Source organism: Kitasatospora sp. NPDC033851 (assembly GCF_055576085.1).
In genome coordinates this window covers 1-22,844 of the sequence record NZ_JBVIRL010000003.1, presented here as the reverse complement: position 1 = coordinate 22,844, position 22,844 = coordinate 1, and the positions used below count along the sequence as shown (strand labels likewise).

At 72.6% G+C, this 22,844-nt stretch carries 22 protein-coding genes; 16 read left to right on the top strand and 6 right to left on the bottom strand.

The window, feature by feature from the left end; translation table 11 throughout:
* Nucleotides 1-31: 31 nt before the first annotated feature.
* The 8 genes from ACZ51D_RS06865 (at nt 32) to ACZ51D_RS06830 (ending at nt 7,695) form a co-directional block, all read left to right on the top strand.
* Entirely contained in the window at nt 32-370 is a 339-nt protein-coding gene (locus ACZ51D_RS06865) for a YbaB/EbfC family nucleoid-associated protein (protein ID WP_465622762.1), read from the top strand.
* A 187-nt stretch (nt 371-557) separates the two neighbouring features.
* Nucleotides 558-1,157: a recombination mediator RecR gene (gene recR / locus ACZ51D_RS06860; RefSeq protein ID WP_360496337.1), complete on the top strand. Its 600-nt coding sequence runs from the start codon at nt 558-560 to the stop codon at nt 1,155-1,157.
* Nucleotides 1,150-1,806 (top strand): DUF5063 domain-containing protein, encoded by a 657-nt coding sequence (locus ACZ51D_RS06855; protein ID WP_360496334.1) that lies wholly within the window; start codon nt 1,150-1,152, stop codon nt 1,804-1,806. Before recR ends, ACZ51D_RS06855 begins: the two co-directional genes overlap by 8 nt.
* 459 nt (nt 1,807-2,265) lie before the next feature.
* The gene (locus tag ACZ51D_RS06850) at nt 2,266-3,546 is read left to right on the top strand and encodes an aspartate kinase (protein ID WP_360496331.1); all 1,281 of its coding nucleotides are present in this window, start codon (nt 2,266-2,268) and stop codon (nt 3,544-3,546) included.
* A gap of 28 nt (nt 3,547-3,574) precedes the next feature.
* On the top strand, nt 3,575-4,636 hold the full coding sequence (locus ACZ51D_RS06845) for an aspartate-semialdehyde dehydrogenase (protein ID WP_465622759.1): 1,062 nt from the start codon (nt 3,575-3,577) through the stop codon (nt 4,634-4,636).
* Nucleotides 4,637-4,944: 308 nt separating this feature from the next.
* Nucleotides 4,945-5,490 carry a SigE family RNA polymerase sigma factor gene (locus tag ACZ51D_RS06840; protein WP_360496325.1) on the top strand — a complete coding sequence of 182 codons (546 nt, stop codon included), beginning with the start codon at nt 4,945-4,947 and terminating at the stop codon, nt 5,488-5,490.
* Nucleotides 5,483-6,784 (top strand): hypothetical protein, encoded by a 1,302-nt coding sequence (locus tag ACZ51D_RS06835; protein ID WP_465661457.1) that lies wholly within the window; start codon nt 5,483-5,485, stop codon nt 6,782-6,784. The genes ACZ51D_RS06840 and ACZ51D_RS06835 overlap by 8 nt, the downstream gene beginning before the upstream one ends.
* A 113-nt stretch (nt 6,785-6,897) precedes the next feature.
* Nucleotides 6,898-7,695 (top strand): SURF1 family protein, encoded by a 798-nt coding sequence (locus ACZ51D_RS06830; RefSeq protein ID WP_465661456.1) that lies wholly within the window; start codon nt 6,898-6,900, stop codon nt 7,693-7,695.
* 78 nt (nt 7,696-7,773) lie between these two features.
* On the opposite strand, the gene ACZ51D_RS06825 is transcribed toward ACZ51D_RS06830, so the two are convergent.
* From ACZ51D_RS06825 to ACZ51D_RS06810, 4 genes are all read right to left on the bottom strand, one after another.
* Nucleotides 7,774-8,382, bottom strand: a complete 609-nt coding sequence (locus ACZ51D_RS06825; RefSeq protein ID WP_465661454.1) for a hypothetical protein — start codon at nt 8,380-8,382, stop codon at nt 7,774-7,776.
* Nucleotides 8,379-10,259, bottom strand: a complete 1,881-nt coding sequence (locus ACZ51D_RS06820; RefSeq protein WP_465661452.1) for a S9 family peptidase — start codon at nt 10,257-10,259, stop codon at nt 8,379-8,381. The genes ACZ51D_RS06825 and ACZ51D_RS06820 overlap by 4 nt, the downstream gene beginning before the upstream one ends.
* A 217-nt stretch (nt 10,260-10,476) precedes the next feature.
* Complete coding sequence (locus ACZ51D_RS06815; protein ID WP_465661450.1) at nt 10,477-11,976, bottom strand: MFS transporter; 1,500 nt, start codon at nt 11,974-11,976, stop codon at nt 10,477-10,479.
* A gap of 175 nt (nt 11,977-12,151) precedes the next feature.
* On the bottom strand, nt 12,152-12,529 hold the full coding sequence (locus ACZ51D_RS06810; RefSeq protein ID WP_465661448.1) for a nuclear transport factor 2 family protein: 378 nt from the start codon (nt 12,527-12,529) through the stop codon (nt 12,152-12,154).
* Nucleotides 12,530-12,723: 194 nt separating this feature from the next.
* On the opposite strand from ACZ51D_RS06810, the gene ACZ51D_RS06805 reads away from it, so the two are divergent.
* Nucleotides 12,724-15,516: an ATP-binding protein gene (locus tag ACZ51D_RS06805; protein WP_465661446.1), complete on the top strand. Its 2,793-nt coding sequence runs from the start codon at nt 12,724-12,726 to the stop codon at nt 15,514-15,516.
* Between the two features lie 538 nt (nt 15,517-16,054).
* Here the strand turns inward: ACZ51D_RS06805 and ACZ51D_RS06800 are convergent.
* Entirely contained in the window at nt 16,055-16,402 is a 348-nt protein-coding gene (locus ACZ51D_RS06800; RefSeq protein WP_465661444.1) for a GntR family transcriptional regulator, read from the bottom strand.
* Nucleotides 16,403-16,620: 218 nt separating this feature from the next.
* Here ACZ51D_RS06800 and ACZ51D_RS06795 point away from each other — a divergent pair, with 218 nt between their 5' ends.
* A complete protein-coding gene (locus ACZ51D_RS06795; RefSeq protein WP_465661442.1) occupies nt 16,621-18,222 on the top strand; it encodes a helix-turn-helix domain-containing protein in 1,602 nt (533 codons plus the stop codon).
* Between the two features lie 11 nt (nt 18,223-18,233).
* Nucleotides 18,234-19,172 (top strand): NAD-dependent epimerase/dehydratase family protein, encoded by a 939-nt coding sequence (locus tag ACZ51D_RS06790; protein WP_465661440.1) that lies wholly within the window; start codon nt 18,234-18,236, stop codon nt 19,170-19,172.
* A 1-nt stretch (nt 19,173) separates the two neighbouring features.
* Here ACZ51D_RS06790 and ACZ51D_RS06785 read toward each other — a convergent pair whose 3' ends face one another.
* Nucleotides 19,174-19,596, bottom strand: a complete 423-nt coding sequence (locus tag ACZ51D_RS06785) for a winged helix-turn-helix domain-containing protein (RefSeq protein WP_465661439.1) — start codon at nt 19,594-19,596, stop codon at nt 19,174-19,176.
* Nucleotides 19,597-20,308: 712 nt separating this feature from the next.
* Between ACZ51D_RS06785 and ACZ51D_RS06780 the strand changes: the two genes are divergently transcribed.
* The 5 genes from ACZ51D_RS06780 (at nt 20,309) to ACZ51D_RS06760 (ending at nt 22,757) form a co-directional block, all read left to right on the top strand.
* Nucleotides 20,309-20,575: a hypothetical protein gene (locus tag ACZ51D_RS06780; protein WP_465661437.1), complete on the top strand. Its 267-nt coding sequence runs from the start codon at nt 20,309-20,311 to the stop codon at nt 20,573-20,575.
* Nucleotides 20,575-20,955 (top strand): WhiB family transcriptional regulator, encoded by a 381-nt coding sequence (locus ACZ51D_RS06775; RefSeq protein ID WP_465661436.1) that lies wholly within the window; start codon nt 20,575-20,577, stop codon nt 20,953-20,955. Before ACZ51D_RS06780 ends, ACZ51D_RS06775 begins: the two co-directional genes overlap by 1 nt.
* 73 nt (nt 20,956-21,028) lie before the next feature.
* Nucleotides 21,029-22,042 (top strand): DUF2637 domain-containing protein, encoded by a 1,014-nt coding sequence (locus tag ACZ51D_RS06770; protein WP_465661434.1) that lies wholly within the window; start codon nt 21,029-21,031, stop codon nt 22,040-22,042.
* A complete protein-coding gene (locus ACZ51D_RS06765; RefSeq protein ID WP_465661432.1) occupies nt 22,039-22,386 on the top strand; it encodes a hypothetical protein in 348 nt (115 codons plus the stop codon). The genes ACZ51D_RS06770 and ACZ51D_RS06765 overlap by 4 nt, the downstream gene beginning before the upstream one ends.
* Nucleotides 22,383-22,757: an RRQRL motif-containing zinc-binding protein gene (locus tag ACZ51D_RS06760; RefSeq protein ID WP_465661430.1), complete on the top strand. Its 375-nt coding sequence runs from the start codon at nt 22,383-22,385 to the stop codon at nt 22,755-22,757. Before ACZ51D_RS06765 ends, ACZ51D_RS06760 begins: the two co-directional genes overlap by 4 nt.
* Nucleotides 22,758-22,844 lie beyond the last annotated feature (87 nt).

Sequence of the window (22,844 nt, the reverse complement as noted above, 5' to 3'; positions counted from 1 at the left end):
CGCAGACAGCCGTGACAGCAAGGAGAGAGCCGTGTTCCCCGGTGGTGGCCAGCCCAACATGCAGCAGCTGATGAAGCAGGCGCAGAAGATGCAGCAGGATCTCGCGAAGGCCCAGCAGGAGCTGGCCGAGGCGAAGGTGACCGGTACGGCGGGCGGCGGCCTGGTCGAGGCGACGGTGACCGGCGCCGGTGAGCTGGTGGCGCTGACCATCGCTCCGGCCGCGGTCGACCCGGAGGACACCGAGACCCTGGGCGACCTGATCCTGGCGGCGGTCCGCGACGCGAACCAGACCGCGCAGAAGATGCAGGCCGAGCGGATGGGCCCGCTGACCCAGGGCCTGGGCGGCGGCATCCCCGGCCTGCCGTTCTGACCCGGCTGATCTGAGCCTGCCGTCCTGAGCCCGCCGTTCCGAGCCGAGTAGGCCGAACGGGTCTGAAGTTCAGACGACAGACCTATGTGATTTATGTGGGAGTCGGGCGTCGGGCGCTGTGTCCGACGCCCGATTCGTTGGATGATGGCACCGGAGCACCACCGACCATCCGAAGGAAGGCGCGACGTTGTACGAGGGCGTGGTTCAGGACCTGATCGACGAACTGGGCAGGCTGCCCGGCGTCGGGCCCAAGAGCGCCCAGCGGATCGCCTTCCACGTGCTGCAAGCCGACCCGATCGACGTGCGTCGGCTCGCGCACACACTGCTGGAGGTCAAGGACAAGGTCCGCTTCTGCGTGGTCTGCGGCAACGTCGCGGAGGCCGAGCAGTGCCGGGTCTGTCTGGACCCCCGCCGCGACCTCGCCGTCATCTGCGTGGTCGAGGAGTCCAAGGACGTCGTCGCCATCGAGCGCACCCGTGAGTTCCGCGGCCGCTACCACGTGCTGGGCGGCGCGATCAGCCCCATCGAGGGCGTCGGCCCGGACGACCTGCGCATCCGCGAGCTGCTGTCGCGCCTCGCGGACGGCACGGTCACCGAGCTGATCCTGGCCACCGACCCCAACCTGGAGGGGGAGGCGACCGCCACCTACCTGGCCCGGCTCTGCAAGCCGATGGGCCTGAAGGTGACCCGTCTGGCGAGCGGCCTGCCCGTCGGCGGGGATCTGGAGTACGCGGACGAGGTCACCCTCGGCCGCGCCTTCGAAGGGAGACGACTGCTCGATGTCTGACCGGACGATCAACCAGCAGCACACCCACGCGCACGGCTCGGAGCCGGACGACTTCGCCGTGCAGATCGCCGACTCGGTGGAGAGCTTCGTGCTCGCCGTCACCGAGGTCGCCAAGGGCGACGAGCCGGGCAGCGCGGTGTCCCTGCTGCTCCTGGAGGTCTCGCAGCTGCTGCTGGCCGGTGGCCGGCTGGGTGCCATCGAGGACGTCGTCCCGGAGGACCGCTTCGAGCCCGACACCGGTCCGGAGCCGGACGGCGAGCAGCTGCGCGAGCGGCTGGCCGAGCTGCTCGCGCCGATCGACGTCTACCACGAGGTCTTCGACCCGTACGGCCCGGCGGAGAAGCCCAACGCCTTCCGGATCTCGGACGACCTGGCCGGCGTGGTCAGCGAGCTCCAGCACGGCCTGACGCACTACCGCGAGGGCCGGGTCAGCGAGGCGCTGTGGTGGTGGCAGTTCTCCTACCTCTCCAACTGGGGTACGACCTGCACCGCGGTGCTGCGGGCCCTGCAGTCGCTGATCGCGCACGTCCGGCTGGACAGCCCGATCGGCGCGGCGCCGGACGGGGCGGACACCGACGACGACGGGCTCACCGACGAGCAGCTGGAGCAGCAGGCGGGCGACCTGATGGCAGCCGAGCTGGGGATGTAGCGGTAGGGCCAGGGCCGCAGGGGTGAGCGGTGAGCGGCAAGCATCAACGGCAACCGGCAACCGGCAACCGGCAACCGGCAACCGGCAACCGGCAACCGGCAACCGGCAACCGGCAACCGGTGAAGCGGTAACCGGTGAAGCGGTGATCGCGGTCGCGGCGCCGAGGGTGACGGATGTCGACTGTGACGGATGCCTCAGCGATCCGCCCGGAGAGGAAATCCGGCCGGGTCGCCGTCCGTGGACCCGCCGATTCTTCGGGGTCGTACCGAATCGCCCGCAGACCTGCCGGTGGAGCCACCCGTTTCGCCGATCACCTGCTGAAACAGGCGTCTCATCATATGGAAAGCGCCGGTCGGGGCACCCCTGCTCGGTAGACTGGCGCGGACCGCACACCCCCCTCCCCCCGGGGGGTACGGGGGCCTGGTGCCCCCGGAAAACGACACAAGTCGAGGAGCGCACGTGGGCCTTGTCGTGCAGAAGTACGGCGGCTCATCCGTTGCGGATGCCGAGGGCATCAAGCGCGTAGCCCGCCGAATCGTTGACGCCAAGAAGGCCGGCCATGAGGTCGTCGTCGTGGTGTCCGCGATGGGCGACACGACGGACGAGCTCATCGAACTCGCCGAGCAGGTGTCACCGCTGCCTGCCGGCCGTGAGTTCGACATGCTGCTGACCGCTGGAGAGCGCATCTCCATGGCGCTGCTGGCCATGGCGATCAAATCCCTGGGTCACGAGGCCCAGTCCTTCACGGGCAGCCAGGCCGGTGTCATCACCGACTCCGTCCACAACCGGGCGCGCATCATCGACGTGACGCCGGGTCGCATCCGCACCGCCCTGGACGAGGGCAACATCGCGATCGTGGCCGGCTTCCAGGGTGTGTCCCAGACCGGCAAGGACATCACCACGCTGGGCCGGGGCGGCTCGGACACCACCGCCGTCGCCCTCGCCGCCGCCCTCAAGGCCGAGGTCTGCGAGATCTACACCGACGTGGACGGCGTGTTCACCGCGGACCCGCGCGTGGTGAAGAAGGCCCGCAAGATCGACTGGATCGCCTACGAGGACATGCTCGAGCTGGCGTCCTCCGGCTCCAAGGTGCTGCTCGACCGCTGTGTGGAGTACGCCCGGCGCTACAACATCCCGATTCACGTACGCTCGTCCTTCTCGGGTCTCCCCGGGACGATCGTCAGCAACGACAACCCGAACAAGCCCGAAGGGGGCGAGATGGAGCAGGCCATCATCTCCGGAGTCGCCCACGACACCTCCGAGGCCAAGGTCACGGTCGTCGGCGTGCCCGACAAGCCGGGCGAGGCGGCCCGTATCTTCCGTGCCATCGCCGACGCCGAGGTCAACATCGACATGGTGGTGCAGAACGTCTCCGCCGCGTCGACCGGCCTGACCGACATCTCCTTCACCCTGCCCAAGACCGAGGGCCAGAAGGCCATCGACGCGCTCGGCCGGGTCAAGGAAGGCATCGGCTACGAGTCGCTGCGCTACGACGACGCGATCGGCAAGATCTCGCTCGTCGGCGCAGGAATGCGCTCCAACCCGGGCGTCACCGCGACCTTCTTCGAGGCGCTGTCCGCCGCGGGCGTCAACATCGAGCTGATCTCCACCTCGGAGATCCGCATCTCGGTCGTCACCCGTGCCGAGGACGTGCCGGAGGCCGTCCGCGCCGTGCACAGCGCCTTCGGCCTGGACAGCGAGACGGACGAGGCCGTCGTCTACGGAGGCACCGGGCGATGACCCGGGAGCGCAGCGGAGGCACCGGGCGATGACCCGGCGGCCGAACCTCGCCGTCGTCGGCGCCACCGGCGCGGTCGGCGAGGTGCTGCTCGGCCTGCTCTCACTCCGTCAGGACGTGTGGGGCGAGGTCCGACTCGTCGCCTCCCCGCGCTCGGCCGGCCGCAAGCCGGTCGTGCGCGGCGAGGCCGTCGAAGTCGTCCCGCTGACCGAGGAGGCCTTCGCCGGGATCGACATCGCCGTGTTCGCCGTCCCCGACGAGGTCTCCGCCCAGTGGGCGCCGATCGCGGCCGCCAAGGGCGTCGTGGTGGTCGACGACTCCGCCGCCTTCCGCACCACCGGGGACGTGCCGCTGGTCGTCCCCGAGATCAACGCGGCCGCGCTGCGGATCCGCCCGCGCGGCATCGTCGCCAGCCCGGCCAGCACCACCCTCGCGATGATCGCGGCGGTCGGTGCGCTGCACGCCGAATACGGGCTGACCCAACTCGTCGTCGCCTCCTACCAGGCCGCCGGCGGCGAGGGCCGCGACGGCGAGGCGGCCCTGCGCGAGCAGACCGCGCTCGTGGCGGGCACCGAGGTCGGCCGGCAGACCGGCGACCTGCGCGCGGTCATCGCCGACCACGGGCCGTTCGCCGCCCCCCTCGCGTACAACGCCGTGCCCTGGACGGGCGGACTGCGCGAGGGCGGCTGGGCCGCCGAGGAGCTGGGCATCCGGGACGAGTCCCGCAAGATCCTCGGCCTGCCCGCCCTGAAGGTCTCCGCGACCTGCGTCCACATCCCGGTCGTCCGCACCCACGCGCTGGCCGTACACGCCCGGTTCGAACGGGAAGTCACCCAGGAACACGCGCAGGACATCCTGCGCGACGCACCCGGCGTGGTCCTCTACGACGACCCGGCGGCCGGCGAGTTCCCGACGCCGAACGACGTGGTCGGAACCGACCCGGTCTGGGTCGGGCGAGTACGCCGGGCCCTGGACGAGCCGGAGGCACTGGACCTGTTCCTGTGCGGGGACAACCTGCGCAAGGGGGCGGCGCTCAACCTGCTCCAGATCGCCGAACTGGTGGCCGGCGAGCTGACGGTGGACCAAGGCTGAGTCCGCGGTGGACCGGGTCCGTGAGGCCTGACATTCGTTCCGATGTGCCCGATTGTGTCCACACCTGTGTCCATACCTGTGTCCGCTCCTCGACACAATCTGTCCGGAATCCCGAGGGAATCCCCTGGAGGCCGCTTCCGCCCATGCGGAAGAATGGGCCCCCGGCTGGGCAACCATGACAGGGGATCGAGTGTCCAACGGGCGTGGCGAACGTGATGGTGGGGGCAAGGGCGGGCATTCCGGCGAGAGCCGCGGTGTCGTTCCCCTCGCGCGCCCCGTGGCCTGCGAGTAGGCCGGAAGACGACCTGATGACGGCGGCCGCACGGGGTGCGGCGGACTCCGGCGCCGGTACCGACGCGGGTACCAGCGAGGACCTGCTCACCGAGACCTACCAGGCGCACTACCGCTCGCTGCTGCGGCTCGCCGCGCTGCTCCTCGACGACCTCTCGACCTGCGAGGACGTCGTCCAGGAGGCGTTCATCCGGGTGCACGCCGCCCGGCGCCGGGTCCGCGAGCCCGAGAAGACCCTGGCCTACCTGCGACAGACGGTCGTCAACCTGTCCCGCTCCACGCTGCGGCGCCGGATCCTCGGCCTGAGACTGCTGCAGAAGCCCATGCCTGACATGGCCAGTGCAGAAGAAGGTGCCTACGATGCCCTGGAGCGCGACCAGTTGAAGGCCGCGCTGCGTGGTCTGCAACGCCGTCAGCGGGAGGTTCTGGTGCTGCGTTACTTCGTGGACATGACGGAGGCGCAGGTCGCCGACACCCTGGGCATCTCGCTCGGCTCGGTGAAGGCCTACGGATCGCGCGGAATCGCCGCCCTGCGCACGCAGATGGAGGCCGGTCATGGCTGAGGCGGGGGCTGCGGCTGGGGCTGGGGCGGACGGCACCGGGCGGCGGGCGGTGGACGGCGTCGACGGGGTGGACGGGGTGGCCGCCGAACCCTCGGGGTCGCCGGTGCCCCCGGGGTCCTCGGGTGTCTCGGGTGTTGCGGGTGTTGCGGGTGTTTCGGAGCTCTCCGGGGTGTCCGGGCTGTCGTCCGACGAACGAGCCGTACGGGAACTCCTGCACCACGCCGTCGCCGGGATCCAGCCCTCCGCCGGCGGACTACCCCGGATCCGGCGAGCCGTACCCCGCCGGCGAGCCGCCCGGCGCGGAGCCTGGACCGGAGCCGCCGCCCTCGCCTTCGCCGTCGCGATCGCCCTCCCGGTCCTGCACGAAGGAGAACACCTCGGGCTCTCCGGCGGCCCCGGCAATGCCGACGCCAACAGCCCCGCCGCCACCGCCCCCAGCGGCACCGCCATCGGCACCAGCGGCACCGGCGGCGCCCCGCCCCCAGGCCCGAGCGGCACCGGAGCCACCCCGCCGGCCGCCGGCACGCCCGCCACCTCCCACACCCCCGGCACCGGGGCCACGCACATCGACGGCACCGTCTCACCCACCGGAACCGCCGGGACCGGCGACAGCGACATCATCCCGCTCTGCACCCGCACCGACCTCGGCGACGGCGCCGCACAGGTCGGCTCGGCCGACGCGACGGGACGGATCTACGGCTCGTTCACCGTCTACAACGTCTCCGGGCACAGCTGCCGCCTCGGCGGGCCCGGCGCGGTCGCCGTCACCGGCGTCAGCGGCGGCGACCGCAACCGCATCCGCACCGCCGACCACTCCCCGGGCGACCCGGCCGGCGGCCTGACCGCCATGGACACGGAACCGCCGGTACTCGCCCCGCAGACCGGATACCGGGTGCCGTTCGCCTGGATCCCCGACCAGACCTGCACCACCGGCCCCGGCGTCGCCACCAGCGCCCCGACCGGCGCCAACCAGGCATCCCTGACCTCCCAGGCCCCTGCGGCAGCCTCGGGCGTCCCGGCCGTCGGCGCCACCAGCGCCCCCAGCGCCAACCCCCGGGCCACCACCTCCCCCTCGGCGGGCCCCACCACGGCCCCCAGCCCCACCGCCACCCCGACCACCGACCCCACCACCCGGGCCCCCACCGCCACCATCGCCCACACCCCGGCCCCGGGCAGCCCCACCGCCGCCACCGCGACCCTGCCCCTGGCCTGCAGCGGGACGCTGTACCGGGGCGGAGTGCAGTCGGTGGGCGGTTCGGCGCCGCAGCCGACGGGTTCGCCCTCGGTCGGGTGAGGACGTCGATGAGGGTGAGGCCGTCGGCGGGGTGATGAGACCGGCGGGGTGAGGAGGGCCAGGACCGGGCCCTGGGGGCGGGGTGGGTGTGAGGAGTGGTTACCGTGGGGGGTGTGTACCGGTTCCTCCTGACTCCGCGATGGCTGGGCGGCACCGCTTTGGCCGTGGCGGCCGTGGCGGTGTGCGTGTGGCTGGGCTCCTGGCAGCTCGGCCGGTTCGAGGACCGGGTGTCCACGCACAACGAGACCAAGCAGGCGATCACCGCTTCGAGTGACGCCAGGCCGATCGACGCGCTGCTCAACCAGGCGACCCCGCAGGTGACCACGGAGACCGTCGGCAAGCCCGTCACGGTGACCGGCAGCTACGACACCGAGCACCAGCTCCTCGTCCCCAACCGGGTGGTGGACGGCAAACAGGGCTACTACGTACTCACCCCGCTGCGCACCGCCGACGGGCACGCCGTGGCCGTGGTGCGCGGGTGGGCGCCCGGGGCGCCGGCCGCGGGGACCGCGGGATCGGCCGCCGCGCTGCCGCCGGGCGGGTCGGTGACGGTGACCGGGCGGCTGCAGGCCAACGAGGCCGTCGGCAGCAACGGTGCGGTGGCCGGCGGTCTGCCGGCCGGGCAGCTCGGCATGATCAACCGGGCCGCGCTGCTGAACGTGCTCGAGTACGACGGCTGGTACGACGGCTGGGTGGCCGCCGACGAGGCGCCCACCGGCCTGACCTCCGTGCCGACCGTGCAGCCGGAGGGCGGGGACGGGCTCACCCTGCGCGCGTTCCAGAACCTGGGCTACACGCTGGAGTGGTTCGTCTTCGCGGGCTTCGTCGTCTTCATGTGGTTCCGCCTGGTGCGCCGCGAGGCAGAGGCGGAGCAGGACCGGGCCCTGGGACTGGACCCGGTCCTGGACTGACCGAGGGACCGACCGCCTGGCCGGCCCTCGGCCTCAGCGCTTGGTCGGCGCTTGGCTGGCCTCAGCGCTTGGTCGGCCTCAGCGCTTGGTCGGTGCCGGCGGTACCGCCGGCGGCTTGACCGGCGGCAGCGTCGGGGCCAGCGTCGGGGTCGGTGCCGGGATCAGCGGCTGGGCCGGTGTGGTCGAGCCGACGGGCACCGGCGTCGGGTTGCCGAAGCAGTGGTTGTGGACGCTGCCGGTGGTGTCGTTCGAGTCGTAGTGGTCGATGTGGTGGTGCACGGTGCGCCCGGTCTTCGAGCCCTTGGAGCCGCTCGACCCCTTCGAGCCCGACGAGCCCGACGAGCCCGACGAGCCCGACGAGCCCGACGAGCCCGACGAGCCCTTGGAGCCGCTCGACCCCTTCGAGCCCTTGGCGAGCTGGACCGTGCCGTCCCCGTCGGCCGGCTCGTACGCGGCGTAGGCCGCCGGCACGACCGGGGCCCCCGCCCCGACCGCGCTCGCCCGGGTCGCCGTGGCGAGCGGCGTGACGGGGACGGCCGGGACAGCGGGTGCGGCGGGTGCGGTGGTGGGCACGGCCGGCACGGCCGGGGGCGGGCAGGAGGCGTTGTCGCTGTGCGATCCGGAGCAGCCGGTGAGCACCAGGGCCCCGGCCGCCACCGCCCCCGCGAGTATCAGCGCCCGTCTCACACCGACTCCCCGTCGCCGTCGCGCTCGGCCGCGCCCAGGTGCCGCCGGACGAAGTCGATCTCCAGCCGCAGCTGCTTGATCCGCTCCTCCACGACCAGCGACCCGTGCCCGGCGTCGTACCGGTACACCTCGTGCGTCCTGCCGAGCTGCTCCAGCCGCTCGACGTAGTTCTCGATCTGCCGGATCGGGCAGCGCGGGTCGTTGACCCCGGCGCTGATGTACACCGGGACCCGCACCTGTTCGACGTAGGTCAGCGGTGAGGAGGCGGTGAAGCGGTCCGGCACCTCCTCCGGGGTGCCGCCGAAGAGCGTGCGGTCCAGCGACTTGAGCGCCTCCATCTCGTCGGCGTACGCGGCGTGGTAGTCCGCGACCGGCACGGCGGCGACGCCGAGGGCCCAGGCGTCGGGCTGGACACCGAGGCCGAGCAGGGTCAGGTAGCCGCCCCAGCTGCCGCCGGTGAGCACCAGCCTGCGCGGGTCGGCGAGGCCGCTGTCGACCGCCCACTCCCGGACCGCCGCGATGTCCTCCAGCTCGATCAGGCCGACCCGCTCGTGCAGGGCGTCGGTCCAGGCCTGGCCGTAGCCGGTCGAGCCGCGGTAGTTGACCCGGACCACCGCGAAACCGTGGTCCAGCCAGGCGGCCGGGCCGGCGGCGAAGGAGTCGCTGTCGTGGTGGGTCGGGCCGCCGTGGATCTCGAACACGGTCGGCAGGGGGCCGTCCTCGGGGGTCGTCCCGGCCGGCCGCTGCACGAGGGCGTGCACCCGCCCGCCGGGCCCGTCCACCCAGACGTCCTCGACCGGGACCGAGCCAGGCGGCACCGTACCGGGCGCCCGCAGCACGACCGTCCCGGCGGTGGAACGGACGGCGGAGGGCTCGGCGGCGGAGGACCACAGGTACTCGACGGTGCCGTCCGGACGGGCCGTGGCACCGCCGACGGTGCCGCGCGGGGTGTCGAGACGGGTGAGCCGGCCGTCGGCGAGCGCGTACGAGAACAGCTCGCTGCGCGCCTCGTACTCGTGCTCCACCAGCAGCTCCTCGGCGCCGGGGCGCCACTGCGCGGAGACGTCGCCGGGCAGTTCGCGGCCCTGCTCGTCGCGCAGCGGCAGCGCGGTCTCGGCGCCGGTGGCGACGTCCCAGATCATCGGCTCCCAGCGGCCGGTGCGCTGGTGGGCGACCAGCAGGCGGGTGTCGCCCCCGACCGGGGCGAAGCCGAGGCAGGCGACGCCGCGCGGCTCGTCCCGGCCGGTGACCTCGTCCAGTTCGGCGACGGTCTCGATGGCGGTCTCGACGGCGGGGGTGCCGGTGCCGGTGAGGCGGACGACCCGGATCGCGGAGTGCATCGCGTCGCCGTGCTCGGTGTGGTCGATGGCGAGCAGGGTGCCGTCGTGGCTGAGGTCGCCGACGCCGCCGTACTCCGCGTGCCGGTAGATCTCGACCGGCTCGGCGTCGCCGGGGCGGCGCAGGTGCAGGGTGGTGCCGTCCTCGTCGGTGGAGCGGCCGACGACCACGGTGCCGTCGCGGCCGAGGGCCAGGCCGGCCGAGTAGGAGGGGGCGAGGCCGGGTACGGCCTCCTCGTCCGGGCCGCCCGCGAACGGCTGGCGGCGCCAGACGCCGAACTCGTCGCCGTCCTGGTCGTCGAACCACCAGACCCAGGCGCCGTCCGGGGACAGCTCGGCGTCGGTGGTGCCGTTCGGGCGGTCGGTGACCTGGCGGTGGGCACCGGTGGCGCGGTCCCAGGCGTAGACCTCGTAGGTGCCGGTCGCATTGGACACGTACAGCGCCCGGTCCGGGGCGTCCTCGGCCCAGTCGGGCAGCGACACCCGGGCCGCCCTGAACCGCTGCTCCCACGCCGGTACGGCGCTCTTCTCCTCGCTCATCCGACCATCCAACCCGATCGGGGGGAGGGAATGGAACGGGCGGGTGGGCCTGAGGCCACCCGCCCGGTGGTTCGGGGGTGTTCACGAAGGGGGGTCGCGCCGGTTCGTGCCCGCTCGGCGCTGGTGCGGCGCCCGCTCGGCCCGGCCGCGGTGCCCGCTCGGCGCTGGTGCGGCGGGGCGGCCTTTGCGTCGGCGGGCCGGGCCTTGCGCGGGCCGGTCAGCTCTCGCGCGGCAGCAGGCGGACCAGGCCCACGAGCACCAGCTCCAGCACCGCCAGCGCCAGGACGCTGTGGCCGAAGGCGGCGGTCGCGTCCCCGGCGCCGTAGTAGACGAGGCCGATCAGCGCGATCCCGACCGCCCCGCCGACCTGCTGCACGGTGGCCACCACCCCGGCGGCGGAGCCGGCCAGCCGCGGCTCGACGCCCTCCAGGACGACGGCGGTGACCGGGGCGATCACCAGGCCCATGCCGAGCCCGTCCACGAACAGGCCGGGTGCCAGCCACCAGACGCTGCCGTCCGCGGAGTCGTACACGGCGAGGGCGAGCAGGCCCAGCCCGGCGGCCATCAGCAGCCCGCCGACGGAGATCGTGCGGGGGCCGCCGAGACGGGCGGTGAACCGGTGGGTGGTCGTGGAGGTGATCAGGTAGCCGAGGCCGATCGCGGTGAAGACCAGCCCGGCACCGAGCGCGTCCAGGCCGCGGCCGAACTGCAGGTGCAGGGCGAGCACCAGGAAGAAGGAGCCCTGGCCGAGCCAGAAGGCGAGTTGGGCGAGCACACCGGCGCTGAAGGTGCGGCTGCGGAAGAGACGGGTGTCGACCAGCGGGGTGGCGGTGGCAGTGGTGTCACTCGCCGTGGCGGTGGCGGTGGCAGTGGCGGTCGCGGCGGTGTCGCGCGAGGTCGTGTCGCTCGGGGTGGTGCGGTGCTGGTGCACGGCGAAGGCGGCGAGCAGGGCGAGCGAGGCGACCAGGCAGAGCACCGTCCACAGCGGCCAGCCCAGCTGGGGGCCCTGGATCAGCGGCAGCACCAGGGCGGTCAGCGCCGTGGTGACCAGCAGCACACCGACCGGGTCCAGGCCGGGCCGCTGCGGGGCGCGGGACTCCGGCAGGCAGCGCCGGACCATCACCAGGGCGACCAGGCCGATCGGCAGGTTGATCAGGAAGCAGCTGCGCCAGCCGAGACCGAAGAGGTCCGCCCGGATCAGCAATCCGCCGATCAGCTGGCCGAACACCGCGCCGACACCCATGGTCAGCCCGTACCGGGCGAAGGCCCGAGCCTGCGCCGCGCCGCTGAACGCGGTCCGCAGGATCGCCAGCACCTGCGGGCCCATCAGTGCCGCCGCCAGGCCCTGCACCACCCGGGCGCCGACCAGTGTGGCGGCCGTGGGGGCGAGGCCGCAGCCTGCCGAGGCGAGGACGAACAGGGCCAGACCGAGGCCGAACACCCGGCGGCGGCCGAAGCGGTCGCCGAGACGGCCGGCGGTGACCAGGCCGGCCGCGAGGGCCAGGCTGAAGCCCGCCATCACCCACTGGACGGCGGCCGGGCCGGCGCCGAGGTCGGCCTGGAGGGAGGGGAGGGCGACGTTGACGACGAAGATGTCGAGGGCGGTCATGAAGGTGGCCGTCAGGACGACCGGCAGCAGGCCCTTGGGGGCCGGTGCCGCCATCGTTGTGGCAGGCGGCGCCGGGGCGGGCCGCCGGGTGTGCAGGGCGGTGCTCATCTCGGGGTCTCCTCACGGGGGGTTGGCGGTTCGGTGGGTCGGCCGTACGGGGGTCCGACGGTTCGGCGGTCCAGGGATCCGGCGGTTCGGCGGTTCGGCGCGGCGAAGGAAGGGGCGGGCCAGGGGAAGCGGCCCGCCCCTCCTGCGGGAAGGTGACGGCTGCGGCCCGGTGGCCTCAGGCGCCCGGCACGCGGTCGAGGAATCCGTACACCGCGCCGATCCGGCCGTCCGGGGTGGCCGCCAGCACGTCGAAGCCGATCACCACCGGCTCCGCGCCGGCCGGGCCGAGGTTCCAGATGAAGCGGGCGATGTCGTGGTGCGCGTCCACCGGGCCGAGGGTGAACTCCAGCCCCGGGAACTGGGCCTGGGCCGCGCCGATCAGCGCGTCGATCGCGTCCCGGCCGGCGACCGCGGCCAGCGGGTCGGTGTAGCGGCCGTCCTCGGCCCACACCTCGTCGACCAGCTTGCGGCGGGCCGCCGGGTCGGTCTCGTTCCACACCGCGAGGTAGCGCTCGGCGAGCTGCTGGAGGGCGGCGGTGGTGATCTCGGTCATCGTCATCTCCCGTGTTCCGGTGGGCGGTTGGCCGGGTCGTTCCCGGTGCTCACAAAGGTAGGGACGGGCGGGCGACGGCGAATCCGTCACGTATAGGTAGGGGGGTACGTAGGTTCGTGCGGGGGGTACCGATGGCCCCGCCCGTCGGGCTTCTGCGCTGGGGCGGCGCAGGCCGGATGGGTAGGGTCGGGGGCATGTTGTACGGGAGGGAAAGCGAACAGGCCGCCGTGGACGGACTGTTGGACGCGGCACGGGCCGGCCGCAGCGGCGTCCTGCTGCTCCGCGGCGAGGCCGGCATCGGCAAGACCGCACTGCTGGACGACGCCGTCGCGCGGGCGGGGGCGTCGTTCCGGGTGATCCGGGCGGCGGGCGTCGAGTACGAGGCCGAGCTGCCGTACGCCGGGCTGAGCCTGCTGCTCGCACCCGGCCTCGACCGGCTGGACGCCCTGCCCGGGCCGCAGCGGCGGGCCCTGGAGGCGGCGTTCGGGCTCGCCGACGACGGGGATTCCCCCGGTCGGTCGTCTGACAGGCCGACCGACCGGCTGCTGGTCGGGCTCGCCACGCTCGCTCTGCTCGCCGAACTCGCCGCCGAACAGCCGCTGTTGTGCGTCCTGGACGACGCGCAGTGGCTGGACCGGGCCTCGCTGGACGCGCTGCTGCTGGCCGCCCGGCGGTTCCAGGCCGAGGGAGTGGCCCTGCTGCTCGCCTCCCGCACCGCCGGCGGCACCGGAACCGGCGCCGGCGCCGGCAGCCTCACCGGCGCCGGCAGCCTCACCGGCAGCGGTGTTTCAACGGAACACCGACTCGGCCTCCCCGAGCTGGAAGTGACCGCCCTGGCCGAGGCCGACGCCACCCGGCTACTGACCCGACGGGCCGGCCCCGACCTGCCCGCCGGCGTCCGCGACCGGCTGCTCGCCGAAGCCGCCGGCAACCCGCTCGCCCTCACCGAACTCCCCGTCGCCGCCGGGCCGCAGGCGCACGCGCCGGGTGGTCTGCCGCTCACCAGCAGGCTCCTGATCGCCTTCCACGGCCAGGCCACCGGCCTGCCCGCGGCCACCCAGACGCTGCTCCTGGCCGCCGCCACCGAGGAACGCGGCGAACTCGACGTCGTCCTGGCCGCCGCAGCCGCGCTCGGCGTCACCGCCGAACACCTCACCCCCGCCGAGGAATCCGGCCTGGTGACGGTCACCGCCGACCGCCGGATCGCCTTCCGGCACCCGCTGCTGCGCTCAGCCATCCTCCAACGTGCGCCACACCACCAGAAGTTGACGATCCACCGGGCCATTGCTGACGTGTTGCCGGACGGCGACCGCCGCACCTGGCACCTCGCCCTGGCCGCCACCGCCCCCGACGCCGACCTCGCCGACGCCCTGGAACGCGCCGCCGTCCGCGCCGAACGCCGCGGCGCCCACGGCGGAGCCGCCGCGTACGAGCGCGCCGCCCGGCTCACCCCGGACCGCGACGCCGCCACCCGCCGACTCGTCCTGGCCGCCGAAGCAGCCACCGAAGAAGGCGAGTTGGTCCGGGCCGAGGCGCTCGCCGACGAGGCCGCCGCCCGGACCGACAGCGTCCTGGCGCACGCCCTGCTCGACCAGGTCCGGGCCACCGCGCACTTCTGGCGCGGCTCGTACCCGACCGCCTACCGGCTGCTCCTCGACGCCGCCGGCACCCGCATCGACCCGTCGTACGCCGCCCGGATGCTCTTCCAGGCCTTCCACACCGCCTGGTACGCGGGCGAGGAACCGGTGATCGCCGTCCTCGACCGGCTCGCCGCCCTCCCCCTGGCCGACGGCGACCCCCTCGCCCCGCTCGCCCGCCACCTGCCCGCCGCCGTCCTCCCCGCCCTCGGCCGGCCCGCCACACCGCCGCCGCCCGTCCGGGAAGCCGCCGAAGCCGCCCGCCGGGCCGGCGCCGAAAGCCCCGTCGACCTCGTCCAGCTGTGCGGCGCCACCCTGATCCTCGGCCGCGACGAGGAGACCGCCGAACTCGGCGGCGAACTCATCGCCGAAGCCCGCGCCAAGGGCACCATCGGCGTGATGCCCACCCTGCAGTTCTTCCTCGCCGAAGCCGAACTCTTCCACGGCCGCCACCGCGACGCCGAACTCACCGCCACCGAGGCCCTCGGCCTCGCCCGCGACACCGGCCAACACCAGTGGGTCAGCCAACTCACCGCGCTGCTCGCCTACCTGGCCGCACTCGACGGCCGCACCGACCACTGCACCGAACTCGCCGCCACCGCCCTCGCCACCACCGGCCCGCAGACCGCCGCCCCCGCGGCCGGCCTCCCCTGGGCCCAGTGGGCGCTCGCCCTCCTCGACCTCGGCCAAGGCCGCGCCGGCGACGCCGCCGACCGCCTGCACACCCTCACCACCGGCCCCCACCGGCACCACGTCAGCGCCACCCGGGCCGTCCCCGACCTGGTCGAAGCCGCCGTCCGCCTCGGCACCCCCGAACGCGCCGCCGCACCGTACGAGCGCTTCGCCCGCTGGGCCACCACCGCCGACCGCCCGTGGGCCCACGCCCTGCGGCTACGCTGCCAAGCCCTCCTCGGCCCCGACGAACTCGCCGAATCCGCCTACCGCGCCGCCCTCGACCTCCACGAACCCGGCCACCGCCCGTTCGAACAGGCCCGCACCGCCCTCCTCTACGGCGAGTGGCTGCGCCGCACCCGCCGCCGCACCGACGCCCGCCCCCACCTGCGCACCGCCCTGGAAACCTTCGACCGCCTCGCCGCCCACCCCTGGGCCGCCCGAGCCCGCACCGAACTCTCCGCCACCGGCACCCCCGCCCCCACCCCCTCAGGCACCCCGCAGTCCCCCCTCACCCCCCAGGAACTCCAGATCGCCCGCCTCGCCGCCCAAGGCCTCACCAACCGCGACATCGCCGCCCAGCTCTTCCTCAGCCCCCGCACCGTCGCCCACCACCTCTACAAGGCCTACCCGAAGCTCAACATCACCTCCCGCACCGAACTCCCCACAGCCCTCTGAGGCCGGCCTCGGCCGTGGCCGAGGGCTCGGCGTGCATGGTGGGCCCGGTCTCACGGCCGTCACGAGGTGGGACCTGCAGTGCCGGCTGGTGCGCGCACCGCCGGACGGAAGGCGGGGTGATGCGGGGTGGCCGCTCGCCGCGCGGTGGAGCAGGCGCGGAATCCGGGAGGCGGCATCGGGCGCCGGCCTGGAGGCCTGACGGCTCGCCCGTCGGGAAGGCGGCGTACACAACGTCAGAGGGCCCATCGGATTTCTCCGATGGGCCCTCTGCACTGGGTCGGGGTGGCGGGATTTGAACCCACGGCCTCTTCGTCCCGAATTAGGCCCTGGAAGATTGCCGACCTGCGCGAACAGTCAAAGGTGCAGGTCAGAGCGTTGGTCTGCGTTGGTTTGCATCGGTGCTCGGATGCCAGGGTTTCAAGATCTTCTCCAGGATTTCTCCAGAGCGGGACCACGCCAGATCGCGGCGTCCGCGATGGCTTCCCGGCATCTCGCGGTGGGCTGGTGCGGCGGGAGGATCGTGTCGTGGGGAGCCTGGCTAGGCACTGTCCAGCTGCCCCGAGCCGCTCTGGGCACGACTCCACCACCCGTGCAGGAATGCCGTGTATTCGGCGTCGAATTGCTCCCGCTGCTCGACGGCCAAGGCAGCGCGGATTGTTGTCGGCGAGAGCTGCACCGTGCTCTGGACGAACGTCCCACGACCGTGCTGCTTCTCCACAAGGCCTTCGTCGACCAGTAGTCCCATTGCTTGGCGGATCGTGGGGACGCTGACGGCGTACTCAGCGGCGAGGGCGGTCTCCGCTGGCAGTCGCACCCCACGGGCGAGCTGACCCGCGTGAATCTTTGCTCGCAGGTCCCTGGCTACGACCTCGTAGCGAAGCGGCATGTTGCTCTCCAAGTTCTTGCGGCACTAGGCCGGTTGACCCGATTACTCATGGAAGGGGCACACGGGCAGGAGGGCAAGACCTCATGTCCTCATCTCGGCAAACCGCGCATCGGCGCGTGACTTCTGCAGTTGAATGCTTCTGGCGTGGACTCCGTTTGCCTGCTGAGCAGACAGTTCCTCCCAGATGATCAGTTGATCCCTCGAAGGACGGATGCCTCGTGACCATCACCTCAAAAGTCCCCGCCGCCTGCGGCCGGTGCGGCGCCCGCCTGAGCCGCACCAACACCGACACCGTGTGCAGCCCGTGCCGCCGTGCGATCGGGCCGACCGCCGCAGTCGCGCAAGCCGCCTCGGCGGCCAAGCCGGTCAGCTGGCTCCCCGCCCCTGCCGAGCGCACCGCGCCGCCGGACGGGTCCAACCTCGGAGACGTCCTCAAGGCCTACCGAGCGCTCCACAAGCTGAAGCAACAGGACCTCGCCGACCTGCTGGGCTACGACCAGTCGTACGTCTCGCTGTTGGAGCGCGGGAAACGGGTGATCAAGGACATGGACGAGCTTCGGCGCCTGGCTGAGGTGCTGGGGCTGCCTGAGGACGAGTTGGGCCTGTTGCCGGCCGTCGAGCCGACCGTCGTCTCGGCCTCCAGCGGTGAGACCGGTCCGCAGGACGCCGCCGAGGAACAGCGCCGTTGGCGGATGATCCGCCGGGACCTGAACCGGCACCGGAGCGAACTCACCGGCGCCGCGTCCCGGCTGTACCCGGACGCCGCCCGTGCGGGGAACAGTCCGGTGCTCACGACGGCCGGTTGGATGTGGCCGGAGCCCTTGGACTTCGGCGACATCAGCCTTACGTGGCTGCCGCAGACGGCTCCGCCGGAGGTCGTGGGCGCCGAGCCCGAGTCTGAGGGTGTCCGGCCCTTGGCCGCTACCGGCGGGCGGTTCGCGCGGTACTCGCAGGCCATCCGCATGGTCGACCGGCCGTCGCTGTTCGTGAACCGGCCGAGCTTCCGGCTGCTCGACGTCGCCCAGGTCGACGGCCAGCCCAAGCTGTCGTTCGGCTACACGACGTACTTCGACATGGCGGACGTCTGCGAGGGCGTGGCTCACGAATTGGCGGGCGCGTGGCTGGCGACCGGCAGTGACCCCGCATGGATCGGGGAGCCGAACTGGGACGCGCTCCCGTTCCGCGCGCTGGTTGGTGACCCGTTCGACCTTGGTCGTCGTCCGCTGCTTCCGTCCATCGATACCCTGACCATCCGGCTTGCCGCGGACGGCACGGCATCGTTCCCGCTGCACCACCGAGCAGCGAGCAACGTGGCGTTGGCCGGCGGGACGTACCACATCATGCCCGCCGGGGTGTTCCAGCCGTCCTCGGTGATGCCGTGGGACCAGTCGAACGACTTCGATCTCTGGCGCAACGTCCTCCGCGAGTACGCGGAGGAGTTCCTGGGAGACCCGGAAGCCGACGGCAGCAGCGGCGAGCCCATCGACTACGACGGGGTCGAGCCGTTCCGCACGCTCAACGAGGCCCGGCGCGCGGGCAAGGTCCGGCCGTACTGCTTCGGGATCGGCTTGGACCCGCTCACGCTGGCAGGTGAGATCCTTAGCGTCGTGGTCATCGATGCTGACGTGTACGACTCGGTGTTCTCCGGCATGGTCTCCCGCAACACCGAGGGCAGCGTCATTGCCGGCACGGGCAGCGCCGGGGGGATCGACTTCACCGAGGCCAACATTCGCCACCTGCTGGAGAATGAACCGCTCGCGTCTGCCGCCGCCGCGTGCCTCGACCTGGCGTGGCAGCATCGCGGACTGATCCTGAACTGAGGAGGAAATCCGTGCGCGTACTCGTGACGGGTGCCTTCGGCTTCGTCGGCAACGCGGTTGTCCGGCGACTTGCCGAGGCAGGCCACGAGGTGGTTGCCCTGACCCATCGGCCCCCGGGCACCCCATTCCCCGAGCTGCCGGTGGCCGATGTGGTCCACGGTGACATCCGCGACGAGCAGGCCGTGGCTTCGGCCGTGCGCGGCGTGCACGCGGTCTGCCACCTGGCCGCGCTCACGCGGGTGCGCGAGTCCTTCGAGAAGCCCGACGAGTACCACGACGTAAACGTCAACGGCACCGCAGCCCTGCTGGCAGCGCTGCCCGGTCGAGCTGCCACGGATCGTCCAGTGGTCGTGCTCGGTTCGACGGCCGCAATCTACGGGGCCCCTGAACAGCAGCCCATCGGCGAGGACGTCCTGCCCGCTCCGAGCAACCCGTACGGCGTTTCGAAGCTCGCCGCGGACGAGTTGTTGAAGCTCGAAGGTGAGCGCGGCACCGTTCGGGCGGTGAGCCTGCGGTGCTTCAACATCGCGGGCTCAGTGGGCGGGGTGGCGGACGCTGACGAGTCCCGGATCATCCCCAAGGCGCTCGCCGTTGCGGCCGGCCGTTACCCGCATTTGGAGATGAACGGAGACGGGAGCGCCGTCCGGGACTTCGTCCACGTGGACGATCTGGCCCGTGCGTACGTCTTGGCGCTGCATGCTGGGAAGTTCGCGCACCGGGCCTACAACGTGGGCGCGACTCCGGCGAGTATGCGCGAGATTGTCGATGCCGTGGAGCAGGTCACTGGACGGCCTGTGCCGGTGGTTCACCGCCCTCCGCAGCCGGAGCCGCCCCGGCTGGTCGCCGACCTCTCCCGGATCACGGCCGAGCTCGGATGGAAGCCCGAGCGGTCCGGCCTTCATGACCTGATCCGAGACGGGTGGGCGGCAACCAGCCGCGACGACCTCTGACCTACTCCGCCAGGCGGCTCTTCACGCTGTCGGGAAGCGCGTCGAACGCGTCCCGCCAGCGCTGGAGAGCCGCTTCGGCATTCACACCCTCTCCTTCGCCGCGAGTCATGTCGCGGAGGGCCTGTTCGATCGCCTGACTTGCTCGGAGCACCGGCACGGCCCAGTCAGCAGCCCCCCGGGAATCTCCGGCCAACCGCGGCGGGAACTGGACGAACACGCCCTTGCCTTGATGTCCGATCACGTAGCCCTCGGTGCGAAGCAGGGATACGGCATTCTTCACCACGGTGCTCGATACGCCGTGGCTGTCCATGAGCTTCTGCGTTGACGACAGTGCGGTGCCTGCGGCCAGCTTGCCGCTGCGGATCTGTTCCCGCAGGTCATCGGCTAGCTGGAGATAGGCCGGCGCGCCTTGGAACTCGGTCACCAGTGATCCTCCACTCGACGTATCGCACTTAGTGCACCAGTGTGCCGCAGCCTTGCCGGAGCGAAGAGCTTGCCAACTTGGCGCACTAGGTGCACCATGTTGAACGTGAGGGCAACGCCTCGGCGGAGAACCTCATATGACAGGCCGTCATTGGTCTGGTGCTCTGCGCCGGAGCAGGCTTGTCGCAGCAGAACGGGGCCGCATCAGGCGGGACCCGCTGCAATCACTATCAGCTCTCGGGGCCCTTCTTTGGGCTGCCCTGAGCTGCGCGAACGCGCCTGTCGGAGCGGTGTAGCTGCCTCTCCGAAGGGGCGTTCGTGAGCTGAGGCGGAGGACGCTGCAATCTCCGCAAAGGCCAGGGGATAGGGGTTCGGCAAGGTCCGGCCCTGACTGGCGAGGTGGCCCGGCGACCGCGAGCAACGGCCGGAGAGTGGGGCATAAGTGGCCCCCTTGCAGTGAGTTTCCCTGCCCGCTCGACCGAAGGAGGTGCCCGATGAACCCGATCGACCGCAAGAGACATAGGTCGCCTCGCCGGGCCATCTGCCGGTGAGGCGTCGACCAGCGATCACGGTTCCCGGCGTCCCGCCGCCTTGGCGGAGGTACGTCGGGTCCGCGCGGACGCTCGTCGATCGTCCGGCCCCCAACACGGCTGCGGTCCCGGTGCTGGCACACCGGGACCGCTCAGGGCCGCCCGAGTGAAGGAACACGACCCATGAAACTGATTGTTGCAGGCCAGGAGGCCGCGACCCCCGAGGAGTTCGCGGAACTGGCCTTCGGGACCGGCGCCGACTTCGGCTTCGGCGTCGACACCGAGCTGTTCGACGGCACCGCGGACAGCTCCGACGAGGACCGGCTGATCCGGCTCGACGTCGCCCGCGCGGTCCTGCGGGACCTGCCCACGCCGGCCGCCCGGTTCGCGTCCGCCCTGATGCACACGGCCGAGCGCCGCCGGGTGCTGACCTGGAAGGCGGCCGCGTGATGGCACAGCTGCACTCGCTCATCAGCGGCGCGACCCGCACCCCGCACCTGGCCGCCCGCCCGGCGGCCACCGTGCTCGCCGAGTACCGCCCGAACCCCGACAGCGACCTGCGCGGCGCGGCCTGCGCCGGGGTCGACACCGAGCTGTTCTACCCGGACCCCGAGGAGATCGGGGCCGCGGCCGCCGAGTGGGCCGAGCGCCGCGCCAAGATGGTCTGCGCCGGATGCCCGGTCCGCACGATGTGCCTGGAACTGGCCATGGAGCGGCACGAGAACCACGGGATCTTCGGCGGGCTGACCGCCAACGAGCGCGCCAACCTCCGCCAGCGCCGACAGCGGGCCGCCGCCCGTGAGCGCCGCGCGGCCGGGGGTGCTCACTGATGACCACCCCGACGCTCACCGCGCTCACGACGCGCTCACCGCGCACCGGCAGGTGGTCGCGGTGAATGCGCCGATGAGCCAGGAACAGATCCGCTCGGCAGAGCGAGCCCTAACCGTGGGGACGTGGACGATCACGCTCGGCGCGGTCCTCTACAGCGTGCTCACGGTGACCCCGCTGATGTCCGGACACACCCCCAAGGGCTGGGAGTGGACGGCCCCGATCCTGCCGCTGGTCGTGGACGCGGCGGTCGTGATCGTGATCCGCATGGACAGCACACTCGCCCGCCTCGGTGGCGACGGCGGCCGGTGGCCGGTCGTGCTGCGCTGGATGACCGGCCTGATGACGGTGCTGCTCAACGTCGGTTTGAGCGCGCTGAACCGCGACGCGGTCGGGGTGTCGGTCCACGCGGTGGCACCCCTGCTGCTGATCGTCACGGCGGAGACCTCGCTCGCCTACCGGCGGGCGATCGCCGCCGCGCTGGCCGCCCGTGAGATGCGTGAGCGCGACGAGCGGGCCGAGCGCGAGCGCCGCGCCGAGGAACGCCGCCGGCAGGAACGCGAGGACCGGATGGCCGAGTACGACCGGGCCGACAAGGCCGAGCGTGAGCGCCGTGAGCACGACGAGCGGATGACCCGCGAGCAGCGTGAGCACGAGCAGCGCATGGCCCAGGACGAACGCGATGAGCGGGCCCGCCGCGAGGACGCCCGCCGTGAGGAACAGCGGCTCCGGGAGGACGCCGATCGGCGTGAGCGTGAGCGCCGTGAGCGTGAGGCGAGCGATCGTGAGCGCCGTGAGCGCGAGCGTGAGCAGCACGCGCAGAGCGGCGCCGAGCGGCTGCGGCAGGAACTCCTGTCCGCGCCCGCGGTGACCGAGCGCCTGCCCGAGGAGCAGGCCCGGATGATCGCCGCGACCGCCGCGAGGCTCGGCGTCCCGCAGCGCCGAACGGTCGAGCTGACCGGCTGGTCGGCCGGCTGGATCGCCGCCCGCTACCAGGAACTGCGCACCACCGAGCGCCCCGCTCTGCACGCCGTCCCCGCCGGCAGCGAGGCCCCCACCAACCGACCCATCGAGGAGCAGGCATCGTGACCACCACCGAGACCACCGCCATCGACGGCGACCAGATCAACGCCGCCGCCGCCCTGCTCGCCATCCTCGCCGCCCACTCCGACCTGCCCACCCCCACGCCGGCGCTGCACCGGTTTCTTGAGCCCGGCACCGACATCCCGTGGGGTGCGTGGGGCGTGAGGCTGTCGCTGCACCGTGGCCTCGACACGTTCGAGCAGTGGCGCGAGGCCCTGGGCCTGGACCCCGCCACCACCGACAACGGCGAGTACGGCACCAGCCGATGGCTGACCGCCTACGGCATCAGCCACGGCGTCCCCGTCGAGGTGACCGGCTTCTACCAGCACACCGCGGACGACGAGCAGTGAGCCGACCCCGCTACTGGGACCCCGACGGCACCCGCCACGGCGGCACCCCCACCTACCCGTGGCGCATGGCCCCGGCGGGCTACTTCACCCGCCGCCAACTGCGCGCCAAGGGCCTGCGCCCCGGGGGGCAGGACGTCGCCGCACAGATCATGTGGCGCTCCCGCTACGGCGGCACCCGCCCCGCCTACCTCTACCGCCTCGACCGGGCCAAGCCGGTGCGGCCGATGACCCCCGCGAAGGCCGCCGCCCTCGCCAAGGCCAACGCCGCGCGCCGCACCTGCCCGCTCTGCCACACGGACGCCGGCTACGTCCTGCCCGCGCACCTCGGCACCTGCCTGACCTGCGCCGCCCCCGACTCGATCGCCGCCTAATGGGAGCTACCGGGTTGTAGAAGACTCGGTGCCGTAGCCGCCAGCAGGTGAGCACTCTCGCCGCCGGAGCCGTTCGAGCTCTGAGGT